The following is a 16,528-nucleotide window of genomic DNA, read 5'->3' on the forward strand; positions in this document are numbered from 1 at the left end:
CGTAGATCGTTGGGTGGTCAGGGCGCGCCCCTAGGGCGGCGAGCAGTGGAATGGCCGAGCAGCGGATGGGAAGTGCGGCGATGACCGAGAGCGGGACCGAGACCTACGAGACGATCCTGGTCGAGCGCAAGGGCCGGGTCGGGCTGATCACGCTCAACCGGCCGAAGGCGCTGAACGCGCTGAACACCCAGCTGATGAACGAGGTCGTGGCGGCGGCCACCGCGTTCGACCGGGACCCGGAGATCGGCTGTCTGGTGATCACCGGCTCGGAGAGGGCCTTCGCGGCCGGCGCCGACATCAAGGAGATGCAGGGCAACCGGTTCCCGGACGTCTACCTCGACGACTGGCTGGGCCCGTGGGACCGCTTCGGCGCGCTGCGCAAGCCCGTGGTCGCGGCGGTCGCCGGGTTCGCGCTGGGCGGCGGCTGCGAGCTGGCGATGATGTGCGACATCCTGCTGGCCGCGGACACCGCGAAGTTCGGGCAGCCGGAGATCAAGCTCGGCGTCCTCCCGGGCATCGGCGGCTCGCAGCGCCTCACCCGCGCCATCGGCAAGGCCAAGGCGATGGACCTGTGCCTCACCGGCCGGATGATGGGCGCCGAGGAGGCCGAGCGGGCCGGCCTGGTCGCCCGGATCGTCCCGGCCGACCAGCTGCTCACCGAGGCGCTGGCCACCGCCGAGACCGTCGCGGCGATGTCCACCCCGGCCGCGGTCATGCTCAAGGAGAGCGTCAACCGCTCCTTCGAGACGACGCTCGCCGAGGGCGTCCGCTTCGAACGCCGGCTGTTCCACTCGGTGTTCGCCACGGCGGACCAGAAGGAGGGCATGGCCGCCTTCGCCGAGAAGCGGGCGCCGAAGTTCGAGAACCGCTGACGACTGGCAGGCGGTCGGCGACCGGCCACGGGTGACCGGTGACCGGTGGCGGGTGGCGGCGAACAGATAACAGACGACAGATGACAGCGAACAGATTTCATCATCTGAAATCTGTTCGCTGTCATCTGTTTGTTGTCAGTTGTTCGCCGTCAGCCCTCCTCCACCAGCACCGTGTTCAGCCGAGCCAGCCCACTGCGGGTGGCGGCGACCACGATGCGGTCGCCCGGGGTCAGTCGCCGGGTGCGGTCGGCGAAGCCCCAGTGCAGCTGGTTGCTGCGGGCGAAGCGGACCGCGATGACCCGGACGCCGCCCGGGTCCTCCAGGTCGTGCCGGTTCAGGCCGATCAGTCCGCTGCCGTCCTCCACCGTCAGCTCGGCGATCAGCAGCGCGTGCCGGAAGACCGAGAGCGTCCCGCGCACCTCACTGCCCATCAGCGCGGCGGCGAAGGCGGGCGCCGCCAGGTAGGAGACCGAACGGGAGGCCGCGTTGTCCAGCGTCTTGTAGAAGTGGCCGGCGAAGTTGTCGTCGAAGAGCCGGACCACCACCCGGACCTCGGGATTGCCGTGGCGCGCCTCCAGCGCCGCCTCCAGGTTGGTGGCGTCGTCCCCGCTGACCGCGACCACCGCCCGGCTGTGCTTCAACCGGGCCCGGCGCAGCTGCTCCTCGAACGGGCCGTCCCCCAGGACCACCGGGATGCCGAGCGCCCGGGCGGCGGCGATGCCGCGGGCCTGCGGGTCGCGCTCCATGCAGACCACCGGCACCCCCATCTCGTGCAGCTGGGTCGCGACCCGGGTGCCGACGTTGCCGAGCCCGACGACGATCACGTGGTCCCGGGTGCCGGCGCTCGGGTTGCGCGGCAGTCCACGCCGTCCGGAGCCGAGCACCTCGACGACGATGGCGGTGGCGACCGGTGCGAAGGTGATCCCGCAGAGGGTGATCACCACCTGGGCGACCCGCTGCCAGGCGCCGCCCGTACCCGTCCCGGCGGCGATGTCGGCCTGCTGGTCGGGCTGGGCGGCGCCGGCCAGGTCGAGCAGGGAGATGTAGACCGTCCAGCCGAAGTCCCGGCTGAGGTACCAGAGCACGCTGAACGCCAGCAGCACGGCGGCGAGCGCGGTGAGCAGCACCAGCCGCATCCGGGCGCTGGTGAAGAAGCGCATGGTGTCGAGCACCCGCCAGCGCAGCCGCCGCGCCCAGGTGATCGGCTCGCCGGGCTCCATCCGCAGCGCCTGGAGGGCGGCGATCCCACCCGGCGACTCCTCGGGCTCGGGCTGAGGTTCAGGGCCAGGCCCCGGCTCGGGCTCCGGCTCGGGCTCAAGGCCAGGCTCCGGCTCGAGCCCCGGCACCGGCTCGGGCTCAGGCCCCGGCGCCGCCTCGCGGCGGACCCCGCCGGGCCGGACCGGCCCGTCGCCGCCGAACTCGGTGGCGAGCCGGACGAACTCCGCCGAGTCGCCCTCCTGTTCCGGCAGCAGGCGGATCTTGCTGAGGTCCTGCCGGTCGATCTGGTCGGCGACCACGCAGATCCGGTCCGGGGTGATGGCGTCGTCGAACGCGATGTGCAGGTAACGGCCGCCGATCTCGACCGAGTTGGGCCGGCCGAGCGCCGCCGCGGCGAAGGCCGGGGCGGCGGTGGCGGAGCCGGAGAGCGCGGCGCCGTTCCTGAGCAGCCGTTCGATGTTCTCGCCGAGGCGCTGGTTGAACATCCGGAAGACGATCCGGATGTTCGGGTTGTGGCCCTGGGCGCTGAGCGCGGCGTGGATGTTCTCCTGGTCGCTCCCCTCGACCAGGGCCAGGCCGCGGGCGGTGTCGACGGAGACCGCGCGCAGTGCCTCCTCGGTGATGTTCGGGTATTCGACGACGGCGGCGACGCCGGTGATCTCTTCGATCCGCGGTGCGTGGTCCCGGGTGCGGTCGGTGACCAGAACGACGACCGGGACTTCGTAGTGCTCGACGAGTTCCAGGACCAGCCGGTGCGCCAGGGCATTGCCCCCGCACACGATGTAGTGCTGGCTGATCGGCTCGACCGGAGGGGTCCCCCACCCTTCAGAAGTCATACCGACGGATGGTATCGACGGCAGGTGACCGGAGGGTGTCAATCCGGAGACCGAGGGGGATCACTCGAACGGATGTACCTGACGGGCGGTCCGGTGACGGTGCGCGGAGGCTGGGGTTCGTTCTCCGCCCCCGACCACGAGGAGTACGCCGCCGTGGCCCCTCCGATCATCACCCCCGACGGAACCCCGGTCCAGGGCCCGCTCGGCCTGCTCGCCAAGGCCGCCTGGCAGGTGCTGCTGGCCGCGGGAGTGGCCTCGCTCGCGCTGGGGATCGTCGTCTTCGCCTGGCCGCGGGAGACGCTGCTGGTGGTGGGCGTACTGTTCGGCCTCTACCTGCTGGTCATCGGCATCGTCCAGCTGGTCGCCGCGTTCGGCACCCACGCCACCACCGCCCTGCGGGTGCTGGCCTTCATCAGCGGCGCGATCTGCGTGCTGCTCGGGCTGCTCTGCTTCCGCAGCGCGGTGCAGTCGCTGCTGCTGCTCGCCCTCTGGATCGGGATCGGCTGGCTGTTCCGCGGCATCACCCAGCTCGCCGCCGCGATCTCCGACCCGTTGATGCCCGCCCGCGGCTGGCAGGCCTTCGCGGGCGCGGCCAACACCCTGGCCGGCGTGCTGCTGATGGTCTGGCCGGTCGGCTCGATCGCCGCGCTGACCGTGCTGGCCGGGTGCTGGCTGGTGATCCTGGGCCTGGTCGAGATCGCGACCGCCGTCCAGGTGCGCGGTCGGGCCAAGCGAATCCCCTCCGGGGTCTGACCCACCGCCACCGCGGGGAGGCCGCGGCCTTACGGTCGGCGCGCGTAGCCGAGGCGGAAGGTGGCGGCCTCCAGCCGTTCCGGGGTGAGCCGCACGTCGGTGAGCCGCTCGGCGAGCGCGAACGCAGCCTCGGTGTGCAGCGCGCCGCGCTCCCCGTCCAACCGGAAGCCGCAGGCCGTGAGCAGTTCGGGGATGCCCGGGGCGTCGGCGTCGTCGCCGTGCCGCTGGTCCGCGAAGAGCGGCTCGAACTGCAGGCGGCAGGCGGCGCGTTCCCACCAGTTGAAGTGGTCCACCGCGTTGGCGTTGCGGAAGTGCGAGACCAGCCGGGTGCCCTCGGTGAGCCGGGAGATGACCTCGGGCAGGCTGCCGAGGTATCCGTACGGTTCGATCGCGAGGGCCCAGCCGTCGAGCTCGGTGACGGCGACGAGCAGCCGGTCCTCGTCCAGGTCGAAGAGCTCCTCGGCTTCCGCGTCCTCGCCGTCGTCGAAGGTCTCCCAGGCGGCGACGACCGCGTTCAGCCCGGTCACCTCCCGGCCGGTCAGGGCGTCGAAGCGGGGCAGCAGTTCCTCCCCGGTCACCGCCTGGACGTGGGTGAGGCAGTAGGCCTCGCCCAGGACGGGGTAGCGCTGGTCGAACCAGGTGAAGTCGGTGGCGTGCGGGGCGGTCATGCGGTGATGCTGTCAGACCTCACCGACACCGCCCACCCCGCCCCCGTCCACGCCCCGGCCCCGCCCATGCCCCGGCCCGACCCCGCTCAGCGCCAGACCGGCGCGTCCGTCCCCCAGCGCCCGGGCGGGCGGGCCCAGTCCGTGGGGGCGCCGGCGTAGCCGATCGGCGGCAGGGCGTACCGCAGCCGCCCGTACGCCGAGTCGGTCTCGGTGAGCCAGCGCGCCGGGTCGTACGGCTCGGCACCCGGCAGCCCCGGTCCGGCCGGCCCGGCCGGGATGCCGTGCATCAGCCAGGAGGCCGAGCCGACGAAGGAGAAGCGCAGGTGGCGGCCGCCGGGGCGGTGGGTGCGCTGCTCGGTGAGGGCGCGCAGGACGGCGGCGGCGAGGAGGTAGCCGGTGCCGTGGTCGAGTGCCTGGGCGGGCAGCACCCCGGGCCGGCCGTCGGGCCCTGCCTCGTGGGCGGCGATCCCCACACCGGCCTGGACCAGGCTGTCGAAGCCGCGGCGTCCGGCCCACGGGCCGGTCCAGCCCCAGGCGCTGATCCGGGCGAGGACCAGGTCGGGCCGACGGGCGAACAGCGCCTCGGGGGCGAGGCCGTGGGCGTCGAGGGAGCCGGGCCGGTAGGCGTTGACGACGACGTCGGCGGTGTCGAGCAGGCCCTCGAAGGTGGCGCGGTCGGCCGGGTCGGCGAGGTCGAGGCGGGTGGAGCGCTTGCCGAAGCCGGTGTCGGTGTGGGCGTCCTCGGCCTCGGGCAGCCGGGGCGAGTCGATCCGCAGCACGTCGGCGCCGAGCAGGGCGAGGGTGCGGGTGGCGACCGGTCCGGAGATCACCCGGCTGAGGTCGAGGACGCGGATCCCGGCGGCGGGGCGGTCCAGCGGGGCCGCGGCGAGCGGGCGCACGGGCGCGGCGCCGATCTCCCGGCACTCCACCAAGGGGTGCGCGGCCGTGCTCGCTGGCGCGACCGCCACGGCGAGCGCCCCGGCCGCGTACGCGCGCTCCTGCACCTGCTCGCCGGGCAGTTTGCCGAGCGCCTCGGCGAGTTGCTCGGGCCCGGCGCCGGGGGCGAGTCCGAGGACGGCGAGCAGCCGGTCCCGGTGGTGCGGGTAGTTGGCGTGGGTGCGGATCCAGCCGTCGGCGGTGCGCCAGAAGCCGGAGAGCGGGGCGAAGCCGACCGGCTTGCGGCCGTCGATCTCCAGGTGGCGCTCACTGACGAAGGAGGTGGCGACCGCCCCCTCGTCCACCCGGACCGCGGGGACGGGCCCGCCACCGCGGAGCGCGGCGAGTTCGGCGGCGGCCAGCGAGCAGGCGGCCACCGTGGCCCGGGCGAACCGGCTCACCGGCAGGCCCGAGGGCAGGCCGCCCTGCGGGCCGTGGAAGGCCACCCGGTCGAGGAGCCCGGCCGACCCGCCGAGGGCGGCCCAGACCTCCGCGGTGGGACGGTCGGCGGCGGGGCCGCCCGCGGACCGGGACTCAGGCCGGGACTCGGGCCGGGCCCCGGGTGCAGACGCAGACTCGGACGCGGACTCAAGCGCGGACTCGGGCGCGGACTCGGGCGGTGTCGGACGATCGGTCATGCCGCGCATTGTGCTCCGCATCCGGACCGCCCGCCGTGACGCACGCCACCGCGCCCGCCGGCCGCCCACGCCGCCCACTCCGCCCACTCCGCCCCGCATTCCTGCCCGCCGGAGCAGCCCTGACGGACGAGCAGCCGAAGTCCGGCCGGCGGCTTCCGGACTCCGGGTAGGGTGCGAACGGCGGCCGCCACGGCCGGCACACGGGGGCTGAGCGAAAAGGGGGACGCATGCACACGATCCGCCGTCTGGACCTGGGCCACATAGTCCGGCCGGCCGCCGAGGTGGGCGGCCCCGAACCGCGGGTGGAGCCGGTGCTCGCGTACCTCGTCCGCGGCCCGGGGTCGCTGCTGCTGTTCGACACCGGGATCGGCGCGGGCTCGCCGGAGACCGAGGCGCACTACCGCCCGTCCCGCCGTCCGCTGCCGGAGGCGCTCGCGGCCGCCGGCGTCGCGGTCTCGGACATCGACCTGGTGGTCAACTGCCACCTGCACTTCGACCACTGCGGCGGCAATCCGCTGTTCGCCGGGACACCGGTCCTCGTCCAGGCCGAGGAACTGGCCACCGCCCGGCGCGGCGGCTACACCATCGACGCCCTGGTCGACTTCCCCGGCGCCGTCCACCAGGAACTCGACGGCGAGACCGAACTCTGGCCCGGCGTCCGGGTGCTGCCCACGCCCGGCCACACCGCGGGGCACCAGTCGCTGCTGGTCGAGCGCATGGACGGTTCCAGGGTGCTGCTGGCCGGGCAGGCGTACGACTTCGCCTCCGAGTACGGACAGGCGGTGCTGGCCCGGCAGGCCGCGCGCGACGGGGTGGCGGCGCCGCTGCCCGGCTACCGGGCCTGGCTGGACCGGGTCGCGGAGCACCGGCCGTGCCACGCGATGTTCGCGCACGACCACGCGGTGTGGGAGCTGTCGGTCTAGCCGACGCCGAGCCGTGCGGGTCCGGCCGAGCCGTGCGGGCCCGGAAGCCGAGCGGTGCGGGTTCAGAAGGTGAAGCCCAGCGAGCGGACCCGGTGGTCGAAGCTGGACGGGACGAGCACCGGTTCGCCGACCGACCGCGCCCCGGGCAGCCGGGTGAACAGCTCGCGGAACAGCGCCGTCATCTCCTGTCGGGCCAGGTGCGCGCCCAGGCAGTAGTGCGGCCCGCCGCCGCCGTACCCGAGGTGGGGGTTGGGGGTGCGGGTGATGTCGAAGGCCTCCGGATCGGGGAAGACCGCCTCGTCCCGGTTCGCCGAGCCGTAGTACAGCGTGACCTTCTCCCCCGCCCGCAGCAGCGGGCCGCCGGGGCCGCCGAGCTCGTGGTCGACGGCGACGGTCCGGCGGAACTGGACGATCGGGGTGGCGTGGCGGACCATCTCGTCCACCGCCCCGGGGAGCCGGCCGTCCAGGTCGGCGAGCAGCAGCGCGCGCTGTTCGGGGTGGACGGTCAGCAGGTGCAGTCCGTGGGCGAGCGCGTTGCGGGTGGTCTCGACCCCGGCGACCAGCAGCAGCGAGAAGAAGGCGCCCAGCTCGCGGCCGGTGAGCCGGCGGCCGTCCACGTCGGCGGCGACCAGCGCGGAGATCAGGTCCTCGGCGGGACGGCGTCGGCGCTCGCGGCCGACCGCGGCCACGATGCCCTGCATCCGGGCGAGCGCCGCCAGGCCTCGCCCGGGCACCCGGAGCCGTCGGCGCAGCGGCCGCGCCACGCCGACGTCCGCGGAGTTGCGGTCGACCAGGTCGAGGATGGTGCGCCGGGGCTGCTCGGGGATGCCCATCATGGTGCAGATCACCTGGAACGGGAGCTGGGCGGCGACCGGGCGGACGAAGTCCTCGGGCCGGTCGCGCTCGACCGCGTCGACCAGGGCGGTGCAGACGTGCCGGATGTCCTCCTCGACCCGGCCGAGCAGCCGCGGGGTGAAGGCCCGGGAGACGATCCGGCGCAGCTGGGCGTGCCGGGGGTCGTCGAGGTTGACCATCGAGTCGCCGAACAGCAGCCGGACCCAGCGGGCCGGTTCGGGGGTGGTCACCCCGGGGGCGGAGCGGAAGACGGCGGGGTTGCGGCTCGCCTCGACCACGTCGGCGTGCCGGACCAGGGCGTGGAAGCCCCGGCCGGTGGCGCGGTCGCCGAAGTAGACGGGGGCGGGGCGGCGGCGCAGCTCGGCGAAGGCGGCGGCGCGGGCGGGCGCCGGCAGCTGCCAGAAGCGGGGGTCAGTGAGGTCGGGGGTGCCTGCCGCCGGGGCGGAGACCTCCGTCGGGGTGTCCATCGCCGTGCCTCCTGCTTCCGGTCGGGTTCGCGCCGACTCGTGCCGGTTCGGTCAGGGTTCGTTCCGGCGCACACGTTCCGTGCCGGAGTGTGCACATTTAGTGAGTGGAGGGTGCGCGTGTCAAGCCGGTTGGACCGTGGTGCGGGGTGGTGTTAGAAGCCGGTGGCCGGTCGACCCGACGGGCCGGGCATGGTCTCACGGGCCGGAACCGGCCATCACCGGAGGGTGCGGCACGGGCGGGGCGTGGCGGGTGCGACGATGAGTGCCATCGTGATGACCGACCGGATCCGCCTGCTGCGCGCCGCGGTCTTCGCCGCGCTGTGCGTGGCGATGGCCGCCGCGGCGCACGTCGCCATGGCCGGGGCCGGGGTCTCGGCTCCGGTCCTGCTCGGCGCGTTCGGGGCGGTCCTCGGACTGACCTGGCTGCTGGCCGGGAAGCGGCGCGGGCTCGGGGTCATCAGCGCCTGGATGGTCTCGGCGCAGGCCGCCCTGCACCTGCTCTTCGAACACGCCGCGACGCTCGGCCGCGGGGGCGGGGGCCTGGGCCGGCTCGCCGCCACGGACTGGGCCGCCCTGCTGCTCTGCAACCCGGACCGGACGGCCGGCGGGCTCTCGCCCGCCGAGCTAGCCCGGATGGCGGGCATCGACCCGGACGTCCCCCCGGCCGCGGGCAGCCTGCGGCCGATGGCGGGCATGCACCACGGGGCGACGGCGGGGACCGGGGTCGCTCCCGGGAGCGGGGGCGGGGGCGGGACGGCCGACGGGGCGTCCATGGACATGGGCATGTCCGGGATGCCGGACATGCCGGGGATGTCGCACGCACTGCCGACGGGCCCGGCCCACGGGACGGCCCACGGGATGAGTCACGGGATGGGCCACGACATGGCGCACGGCATGTCGCCCGGGATGGCCCTCGCCCACGTCCTGGCGGCGCTGGCCTGCGCACTGCTGCTCTGGCGCGGTGACGCCGCGCTGGTCCGGGTCTTCGAGCTGCTCGCCGCCCTCGGGGCGGTCGTCGCCGAGGCGCTGCCGCTTCCGCTGCTGACGCTGTTCGCCCGCCCCTTCGGGTACCGGCCGCCGGTCGTCCCCCGGCCCGTCGAACGGCCGGACGGCCTGGCCCGGTCGGTACTGCTCACGCATGCCGTCGTCCGGCGCGGTCCACCGGCGTTCGCCCTCGCCTGCTGACGCGCCCGACGCGCTCCCCCATCCGGCCGATGACCGGTCGGTGACCGGCCCCGCTGCCGGAACTTCCGGGACCCCGCCGTCGGGCAGGTCGCCCTGTCGCTCCACCGCGCCCTTGCGCCGTCACGTCCCGTGTCGTCGCCTCCCGCGCCGTGGGTGCCGTCGGGGCCCGGGCCCGGATCCGCGACCGCCGACACCTCCGCGGGAGGTGCGCAGCGCCGCGCGGCCGGCCCATGGACGCCTGCGGTGCCGCTGTGCGCGGCGCCGCTCCCTGCCTTCCCCTCGGGACCTTCCCATGCCTCACTTCGACGGCGCACCGGTTCGTACCGGCGCCACCGTCCTACCGTTCCGTGGCCTGCGGCGCCTCCGGCGCGGGGCCGACCGGGCCCTCCAGCCCCAGCCGGGCGGACAGCCCGGCCGCCCACTCGGGCGCCGGGCCGTCGTCGGCGGCCGCCCGCACCTGGGCGCGCAGTCGCTCGGCCCGGTCCAGCCAGTCGCGGCAGCCGGCGCAGCGCGCCAGGTGCTTGTCCAGCCGGGCGCCGGGCAGGCCGCTCAGTTCGCCGTCGAGCCGGGCGGACAGAGCGGTACGGAACTGCGCGCATCTCATATGACCATCGTCCCGCACGGCGGCCAGGGCGGTACCGGCCGGGGCAGCGCGGGCCAGGCCCACGCGGACCGGGTCAATGCAGGCCGGGCCCACGCGGGCCGGGGCAGCGCGGGCCGGATCGGGGGCCGCCGTGGATGACGACCAGCTCACCGCGCTCGCGCTGACCGCCCGCTCGGGCCGGGCGGCGGACGTCGAGGCCTTCGTCCGGGCGACCCAGCGGGACGTCTGGCGCTTCGTCGCCCACCTGACCGACGTGCAGTCCGCCGACGACCTCGCCCAGGAGACCTTCCTACGGGCCCTGCGCGGCCTGCCCGCCTTCGCCGGTCGCTCCTCGGCCCGCACCTGGCTGCTGTCGATCGCCCGGCGCACGGTCATCGACCGGTACCGGATGGCCGCCGCCCGGCCGCGCTGCGCTGCGCTGCCGGACTGGCAGGAGGCGGCGGAACGGCAGAGCGGCACCCCGACGGCCGGGTTCGAGGACGGGATCGCCCTCGGGGACCTGCTCGAACGGGTACCCGCCCAGCGACGGGAGGCCTTCGTCCTGACCCAGGTGGTCGGCCTGAGCTACGCGGAGGCGGCCGAGGTCGCCGGCTGCCCGATCGGCACCGTCCGCTCCCGGGTCGCCCGGGCACGGGAGGAACTGGTCGCGCGCCTGCGGGCCGCCGAGGCCGGGGAACTCGCGGCGGCCTGCTGAGGGGCGGGCACAGCCGACGGCTGACGGCTGACATCCAACAGTCGGCGGCCGACGACCGACGGCCGACGGCGAACAGATGACAGCGAACAGATAACGGATAACAGATGACAGATTTCGAACTCTGTCATCTGTTATCCGTCTGCTGTCATCTGTGCGCCGCCGACGCCGCGACGGCCTCCGCCGAAAAATCCCCCAAGTGTTCGGAACTGGAGCCCGCCCGCCTCCGACTGCTGTACCGGACGCCGCCGCCGAGGCGGTGCCGGTACGGCAGCGGGGAACGGAGGACCTTCATGCGAGCGCAACGCCCCTCGGCCACGAACGACCTGACGGACCATCAGATCGAACCGGTGGACCGGTGGAGCCTGGTCGTGGCCGCAGGGATGCTCTCGTTCGTCGCGATGCTCGACATGAACGTGGTCAACCTGGCGCTCACCGACCTGGCCTCCGGCCTGCACGTCTCCGCCGGGGTCGCGCAGTGGGCCGCGCTCGGCTACCAACTTCCCCTGGTGGCCCTGCTGTTGCCGGCCGGGCGGTGGCTGGACCAGGTGGGCACCCGGTCCGCGCTCCTGCTCGCCGTCAGCTGCTTCGCGGCCTGCAGCGTGCTGGCCGCCCTTGCCCCGTGGGCGAGTTGGCTGATAGCCGCACGGCTGCTGCAAGGTGCCTTCGGGGCCGTCCTGTTCGTGCTGATGCCGGTCCTGGCCGCCACCTCCGTCCGGCCCGAGCTGCGCGGGCGGGCGATGAGCGTGCCCGCGACACTGGGGCCGCTCGGCGCCGTCACCGGGCCGGTGGTCGGCGGCCTGCTGCTGGACCACTTCGGCTGGCGGGCGGTCTTCCTGGTGAAGCTGCCGGTCTGCCTGGCCGCCGTACTGATCGTGCACCGCCACGCCCCGCGGCGCGGTGGGCTCCGCCTGCCCGAGCGGGGCTCACTCGGCGACGCCGCCCTGATCGGCGGAGCCGTGGCCGCTGTGCTGCTCGGGCTCACCCTGGCACCCACGGCCCCGGCGTGGCTGCTGCTCGCGCTGCCCGCCGTCCCCCTGGTGCTGCGGTGGCTGCGCCGCCCGGGCGGGCGGCCGGTCGCCGAGGTGCTGCGGGCCGCCCGAACGACCGGGGTGAACGCCTCGGTGCTCGCGCTCGCCGCCGGCTTCGCGGCCTGCCAGTACCTGCTGGTCCAGCAGCTGCGCGGCCCCCGTGGCGAGAGCGCCACCGCCACCGCGCTGACCATGCTGGCCTTCCCGCTCGGCATGGTGCTGGCCGGCCGGGTCGGCGGGCGGCTGGCCGACCGCTGGGGCGCCCGGCCGACGGCGCTCACCGGCGCCGTCGTCACCACCTGCGGCCTGGCCTCGCTCATTCCGGTGGGCGGCGACTGGTCGGCCCTCGACATCGCCGTCCGGCTGGCCGTCGCGGGCGCCGGCATGGGCCTCAACGGCGGCCCGACCCAGGCCCTGGTGATGACCGCCGCCCCGCCCGGGAAGCTCGCCACCGCCGGCTCCGCCGTCCAACTCTCCCGCAGCCTGGGCTTCGCCCTCGGCCCGGCCCTGGCCACCGCCGCCGCCCTGGCGGGCGACCGCGCCACCACCGGCACCCACGCGGGCATCGCCCTGGCCACCGTGGCCGCCGCCACCGCCGTACCGCTGCTCGCCCTGCACGGCCGCCGCCCGCGCGCGTAAGGCCCCCGACACATCCGCCCCCCTCGGAGGAAGCACACCCATGACCGACACCGCCCCCATGCCCACCACGTCCGGAACCGGGGCGCAGGCCCCGGCCGAGGCCGAACCCCCGCGCTGCCCGTACGGGCACGACCGGCTCCCCAGTCCCGTCCCGCTGTACGGCGAGGCCTACAAGAGCGACCCGTACCCGCTCTACGCCCGGATGCGCGAGGCCGGGCCGGTGCACCGGGTGGAGTTCCCGAGCGGCATCCACGCCTGGCTGGTCACCGGCCACCAGGCCGCCCACGCGACCCTCAACGACCCCCGGCTCGGCAAGAACCACAGCCTGGGCAACGAGAACTGGCGCCGGCTGGCCTCGATCATGCCGGAGCCGCAGCACTCCCAGCTCCAGGTCCACCTGCTGCACCAGGACCCGCCCAAGCACACCGTGATGCGCCGCCTGGTGCTGGACGCCTTCGCCCCGCGCCGGGTGGAGTCGCTGCGCCCGCGGCTGCGGGAGCTCGCCGACTCGCTGGTGGACGGCCTGCCCGCCACCGGCGGCGCCGACCTGGTGGCGGGCTTCGCGGCCCACTACCCCTTCCGGGTGCTGGCCGAAGTCATCGGCCTGCCGGCCGAGTTGGCCGAGCGCTTCGACCGCGACTGGGGCAAGGTGGTCCAGCCGGTCGGCCCGCAGGACCCTGGCCGACCGGCGTACGAGGCACGGCTTCGCGGGCTGCAGACGTACATCGCCGAAGTGGTCACCCGCAAGCGCGCGGACTGCCGGGAGCCGGGCTGGACCGAGGCCGAGGACCTGCTGGGCCGGCTCGTCGCCGCCCACGACGCGGGCGAGTTGAGCCGCGAGGAGCTCGACTCGATCGTGTTCCAGCTGCTGGTCGCCGGCCAGGAGCCAGTCACCAACCAGATCACCACCATGCTGATCACCCTGCTGCGCCACCCCGAGCAGCTGGCCGCGCTGCGCGCCGGCCTCGACGAACCCGGCCGACTGGCCCGGGCGGTGGAGGAACTGCTGCGCCACGACGCCGCGTTCGAGCTCACCACCTGGCGCTTCTTCGCCGAGGACAGCGACCTGTTCGGCACCACCGTGCCGGCCGGCGACTCGGTGATCGTCTCGCTCTGCGCCGCCAACCGGGACGACGCGCAGTTCCCGGACGCCGACCGCCTCGACCTCGACCGCACGCCGAACGCCCACCTCGCCTTCGGCCACGGCATCCACTACTGCCCGGGCGCCGCCCTGGCCCGGGCCGAGCTCCAGATCGCCGTCCACGCCCTGGTCGGCCGACTGGACGGGCTGCGCCCGGCCGGTGCGCCCGGGGACGGCCTGGACGAACTCGCCTGGATCCCGGCCGTCCTGGCCCGCGGGGTGAACCGGCTGCCGGTCGCCTACGACCGGCGCCGCTGAGCCCCCCGCCCCTCGCCACACCCACCGACCAGCCCTACCCGCCGCCCCCGGAGGAGATCCATCATGCCGCCCGTCGGCACCGCCACCCTCGTCACCAGCGCCCCCGGTCAGCCGTCGACGGCGCAGCTCGCCGCCCGCGTCCTCGGCCTGCTGCTCCCGCACCGCCGCGCCTCCGACCCGGAGTTCGACGCCCGGCCCGAGCACTTCCCCTTCCAGCTGGCGCAGTTGGCGGACTTCATCGCGGCCGGTGAGCCGATCGTCCTCACCCTCCCGGGCTTCCCCTGCAAGTCGCCGAACCCGGCCAAGGTGCTCGGCCACCTGCCCGACGAGGGCGAGCGGCTGTCGCTGACCTTCCTGGACGGGCTCTGCCGGCGGATAGCCCGGATCCACCCGCCCGGCGCCCGGATCCTGATCTGCTCGGACGGCCACATCTTCGGCGACCTGATCGACGTCCCGGACCACCACATCGACGAGTACTCCGACGAGTTGACCGCGATGATCGAGCGCGAGGGCCTGCGCCACCTGGACACCTTCGACCTGCGGGCGGTGCTCGGCGACCTGCCGTACGACGAGAAGCGCGCCCGGGTGCACGCGCGGTACGCGCCGAGCGTCGAGGAGTTGCGCGAGCAGGTGCTGACCGAGCAGGAGACCCTGCGGCTCTACCGGGGCATCACCCGCTTCCTCACCGAGGACGCCGTGAACTTCCCCGGCACCAGGTCGGCCCTCCAGCGGGAATGCCGCCGGCGCGCCTACGGGGTGATCCAACGCAGTCGCGCCTGGGGCGAGTTGATCGCCGAGCAGCATCCTCGGGCGGTGCGGCTGTCGATCCATCCGCAGCCGGCCGGGGCGCCCAAGTTCGGCATCCGGCTGCTCGCCGCCGCCGACGCCTGGATGACGCCCTGGCACTCCGCAGTGCTCCACCGGCCGGACGGCAGCTGGGAGTTGCTGCGCAACGAGGAGGCCGCGCGGCTCGGCCGGCCGGTGCTGCGCGACGGCCGGCCGAGCCACTACGAGGGCTACCCGGCCAGGCCCTGAGCCCCGGACCGCCGCGGCACGACGGAACCGGCGGGTACTGCCCCGGCCGACGCGGCACCGGCCGGGGCAGCTCCCGCCGGGTCGGCACCGGCCGGGGCGCGGTGGTCGAAGGCGATCAACGGATCCCCGGTCAGCGGGTGTTCGACCACCGCGGCCCGGACGCCGAAGACCTCGGCCAGCAGCTCCGCCGTCAGCACCTCGCGCGGCGCCCCGGAGGCCACCAGGGCGCCGCGGTGCAGCACGTGCAGCCGGTCGCAGACCGAGGCGGCGGCGTTGAGGTCGTGCAGCGCGACCAGGGTGGTGCGGCGCTGCTCCCGCAGCAGGGCGAGGAGTTCGACCTGGTGGCGGACGTCCAGGTGGTTGGTCGGCTCGTCCAGCACCAGGACGTCCGGCTGCTGGGCGAGCGCGCGGGCGAGCAGCACCCGCTGCCGTTCACCGCCGGAGAGCTGGGCGAAGCGGCGGTCCGCGGCCCCGGACATGCCGACCCGGTGCAGGGCCTCGGCGGTGATCCGGTGGTCCTCTGGGTCGTCGGCCGCGAACGCCCGCTTGTACGGGGTGCGACCCATCGCGACCACTTCGCGCACGCTCAACTCGAAGTCCCCGCCGCGTTCCTGGGGCAGCGCCCCGATGTGCCGGGCGGACTCGGCGGGCCTCAGCTCCGCCAGGTCCCGCCCGGCCAGCAGGACCCGGCCGGCGCTGGGCCGCAGGTGCCGGTAGACGGTGCGCAGCAGGCTGGACTTGCCGCTGCCGTTGGGCCCGACCAGTCCGGCGATCTCGCCCTCCTCGGCGACCAGGTGGACTCCGGCCACCACGGTGCGCCCGGCCAGGGCGACGCTCAGGTCCTCGACGGCGATCCTCAACTGCGCTCCAGTCGTCGGTCCAGCAGGTAGAGCAGGGTGGGGGCGCCGAGTACGGCGGTGACCACGCCGATCGGCAGTTCCTGGCCGTCCAGGGCGGTGCGGGCCACGGTGTCGACGACGACCAGGAGCACGGCCCCGGTGAGGGCGGACAGCGGCAGCAGGCGCCGGTGGTCGCCGCCGACGAGCAGTCGGCAGACGTGCGGGACCATCAGCCCGACGAAGCCGATCGCCCCGGAGACGGCGACCAGCACTCCGGTGAGGACGCTGGTGACGACGAAGACCTCGCGGCGCAGCCGGGTGACGTCCACGCCGAGTCCGGCGGCCGTCTCGTCCCCCATCAGCATCGCGTTGAGCCCGCGGGCCCGCGCCTGGAGCAGGGCCAGGCCGAGTGCCACGGCGGCGACGGGGACGGCGAGTTGGGACCAGACGGCGCCGCCGAGGCTGCCCATGAGCCAGAACAGCACGCCCCGGGTCTGCTGTTCGTCGCTGGTCTGCAGGACGAGGTAGCTGGTGATGCCGCCGAGGAACTGGGCGATGCCGATGCCGGCCAGCACCAGGCGCAGGGGGGAGAAGCCGCCGCCGCGCCGGGCCATCAGCCAGACCAGGGAGAACGCGGCGAGCGCCCCGGCGAAGGCGGCCAGGGAGACGGTGAGGCCGAGCCCGCTGCCGAGGGAGAGTTCGAGCCCGAAGGCGGTGCCGAGGACGAGGGTGGCGACCGCTCCGAGGGAGGCTCCGGAGGAGATGCCGAGCAGGTAGGGGTCGGCGAGCGGGTTGCGGACCAGGGCCTGGACGGCGGTGCCGACCAGGCCGAGTCCGGCGCCCACCACGGCCGCCAACAGGGCGCGCGGGACGCGCAGTTGCCAGACGATGAGGTCGCGGGTGCCGGGCTCGGGGGCCCGGCCGGTGAGGTGGCGGGCG

At 74.9% G+C, this 16,528-nt stretch carries 15 protein-coding genes; 8 read left to right on the top strand and 7 right to left on the bottom strand.

From position 1 onward, the window contains the following. Positions 1-80 precede the first annotated feature (80 nt). Positions 81-872, top strand: a complete 792-nt coding sequence (locus tag ACFC1T_RS21125; RefSeq protein ID WP_375890730.1) for an enoyl-CoA hydratase — start codon at positions 81-83, stop codon at positions 870-872. Positions 873-1,021: 149 nt separating this feature from the next. Here ACFC1T_RS21125 and ACFC1T_RS21130 read toward each other — a convergent pair whose 3' ends face one another. Continuing rightward, positions 1,022-2,926 carry an NAD-binding protein gene (locus ACFC1T_RS21130; RefSeq protein ID WP_375890732.1) on the bottom strand — a complete coding sequence of 635 codons (1,905 nt, stop codon included), beginning with the start codon at positions 2,924-2,926 and terminating at the stop codon, positions 1,022-1,024. Positions 2,927-2,998: 72 nt separating this feature from the next. Between ACFC1T_RS21130 and ACFC1T_RS21135 the strand changes: the two genes are divergently transcribed. Continuing rightward, positions 2,999-3,679, top strand: a complete 681-nt coding sequence (locus ACFC1T_RS21135; RefSeq protein ID WP_375890734.1) for an HdeD family acid-resistance protein — start codon at positions 2,999-3,001, stop codon at positions 3,677-3,679. Positions 3,680-3,708: 29 nt separating this feature from the next. On the opposite strand, the gene ACFC1T_RS21140 is transcribed toward ACFC1T_RS21135, so the two are convergent. Together ACFC1T_RS21140 and ACFC1T_RS21145 are read right to left on the bottom strand one after the other, a co-directional pair. Beyond that, positions 3,709-4,347, bottom strand: coding sequence for a DUF6461 domain-containing protein (locus ACFC1T_RS21140; protein ID WP_375890735.1), 639 nt, complete (start codon positions 4,345-4,347; stop codon positions 3,709-3,711). Positions 4,348-4,433: 86 nt separating this feature from the next. Continuing rightward, positions 4,434-5,921: a CoA transferase gene (locus ACFC1T_RS21145; protein WP_375890737.1), complete on the bottom strand. Its 1,488-nt coding sequence runs from the start codon at positions 5,919-5,921 to the stop codon at positions 4,434-4,436. Between the two features lie 227 nt (positions 5,922-6,148). On the opposite strand from ACFC1T_RS21145, the gene ACFC1T_RS21150 reads away from it, so the two are divergent. Then, positions 6,149-6,844 carry an N-acyl homoserine lactonase family protein gene (locus ACFC1T_RS21150; protein ID WP_375890739.1) on the top strand — a complete coding sequence of 232 codons (696 nt, stop codon included), beginning with the start codon at positions 6,149-6,151 and terminating at the stop codon, positions 6,842-6,844. A 62-nt stretch (positions 6,845-6,906) separates the two neighbouring features. On the opposite strand, the gene ACFC1T_RS21155 is transcribed toward ACFC1T_RS21150, so the two are convergent. After that, on the bottom strand, positions 6,907-8,166 hold the full coding sequence (locus tag ACFC1T_RS21155) for a cytochrome P450 (protein ID WP_375890741.1): 1,260 nt from the start codon (positions 8,164-8,166) through the stop codon (positions 6,907-6,909). Positions 8,167-8,424: 258 nt separating this feature from the next. Between ACFC1T_RS21155 and ACFC1T_RS21160 the strand changes: the two genes are divergently transcribed. Continuing rightward, a complete protein-coding gene (locus ACFC1T_RS21160) occupies positions 8,425-9,351 on the top strand; it encodes a hypothetical protein (RefSeq protein WP_375890743.1) in 927 nt (308 codons plus the stop codon). A 337-nt stretch (positions 9,352-9,688) separates the two neighbouring features. On the opposite strand, the gene ACFC1T_RS21165 is transcribed toward ACFC1T_RS21160, so the two are convergent. Next, positions 9,689-9,955 carry a zf-HC2 domain-containing protein gene (locus ACFC1T_RS21165; protein WP_375890745.1) on the bottom strand — a complete coding sequence of 89 codons (267 nt, stop codon included), beginning with the start codon at positions 9,953-9,955 and terminating at the stop codon, positions 9,689-9,691. A gap of 76 nt (positions 9,956-10,031) precedes the next feature. Between ACFC1T_RS21165 and ACFC1T_RS21170 the strand changes: the two genes are divergently transcribed. The 4 genes from ACFC1T_RS21170 to ACFC1T_RS21185 all read left to right on the top strand — a co-directional run bounded on the left by ACFC1T_RS21170 (position 10,032) and on the right by ACFC1T_RS21185 (position 14,750). Further along, complete coding sequence (locus tag ACFC1T_RS21170; RefSeq protein WP_375890746.1) at positions 10,032-10,649, top strand: sigma-70 family RNA polymerase sigma factor; 618 nt, start codon at positions 10,032-10,034, stop codon at positions 10,647-10,649. A gap of 290 nt (positions 10,650-10,939) precedes the next feature. After that, positions 10,940-12,316 carry an MFS transporter gene (locus ACFC1T_RS21175; RefSeq protein WP_375890748.1) on the top strand — a complete coding sequence of 459 codons (1,377 nt, stop codon included), beginning with the start codon at positions 10,940-10,942 and terminating at the stop codon, positions 12,314-12,316. A gap of 40 nt (positions 12,317-12,356) precedes the next feature. Then, complete coding sequence (locus tag ACFC1T_RS21180; protein ID WP_375890750.1) at positions 12,357-13,715, top strand: cytochrome P450; 1,359 nt, start codon at positions 12,357-12,359, stop codon at positions 13,713-13,715. Between the two features lie 63 nt (positions 13,716-13,778). Then, complete coding sequence (locus ACFC1T_RS21185; protein WP_375890752.1) at positions 13,779-14,750, top strand: L-tyrosine/L-tryptophan isonitrile synthase family protein; 972 nt, start codon at positions 13,779-13,781, stop codon at positions 14,748-14,750. Here ACFC1T_RS21185 and ACFC1T_RS21190 read toward each other — a convergent pair. Together ACFC1T_RS21190 and ACFC1T_RS21195 are read right to left on the bottom strand one after the other, a co-directional pair. After that, positions 14,732-15,610 carry an ABC transporter ATP-binding protein gene (locus ACFC1T_RS21190; RefSeq protein ID WP_375890754.1) on the bottom strand — a complete coding sequence of 293 codons (879 nt, stop codon included), beginning with the start codon at positions 15,608-15,610 and terminating at the stop codon, positions 14,732-14,734. The genes ACFC1T_RS21185 and ACFC1T_RS21190 overlap by 19 nt on opposite strands. After that, the coding region (locus ACFC1T_RS21195; protein WP_375890756.1) for a FecCD family ABC transporter permease at positions 15,607-16,528 on the bottom strand (922 nt) is incomplete at its 5' end. The genes ACFC1T_RS21190 and ACFC1T_RS21195, both read right to left, overlap by 4 nt.

Source organism: Kitasatospora sp. NPDC056076, from assembly GCF_042266305.1.
Lineage (GTDB): Bacteria > Actinomycetota > Actinomycetes > Streptomycetales > Streptomycetaceae > Kitasatospora.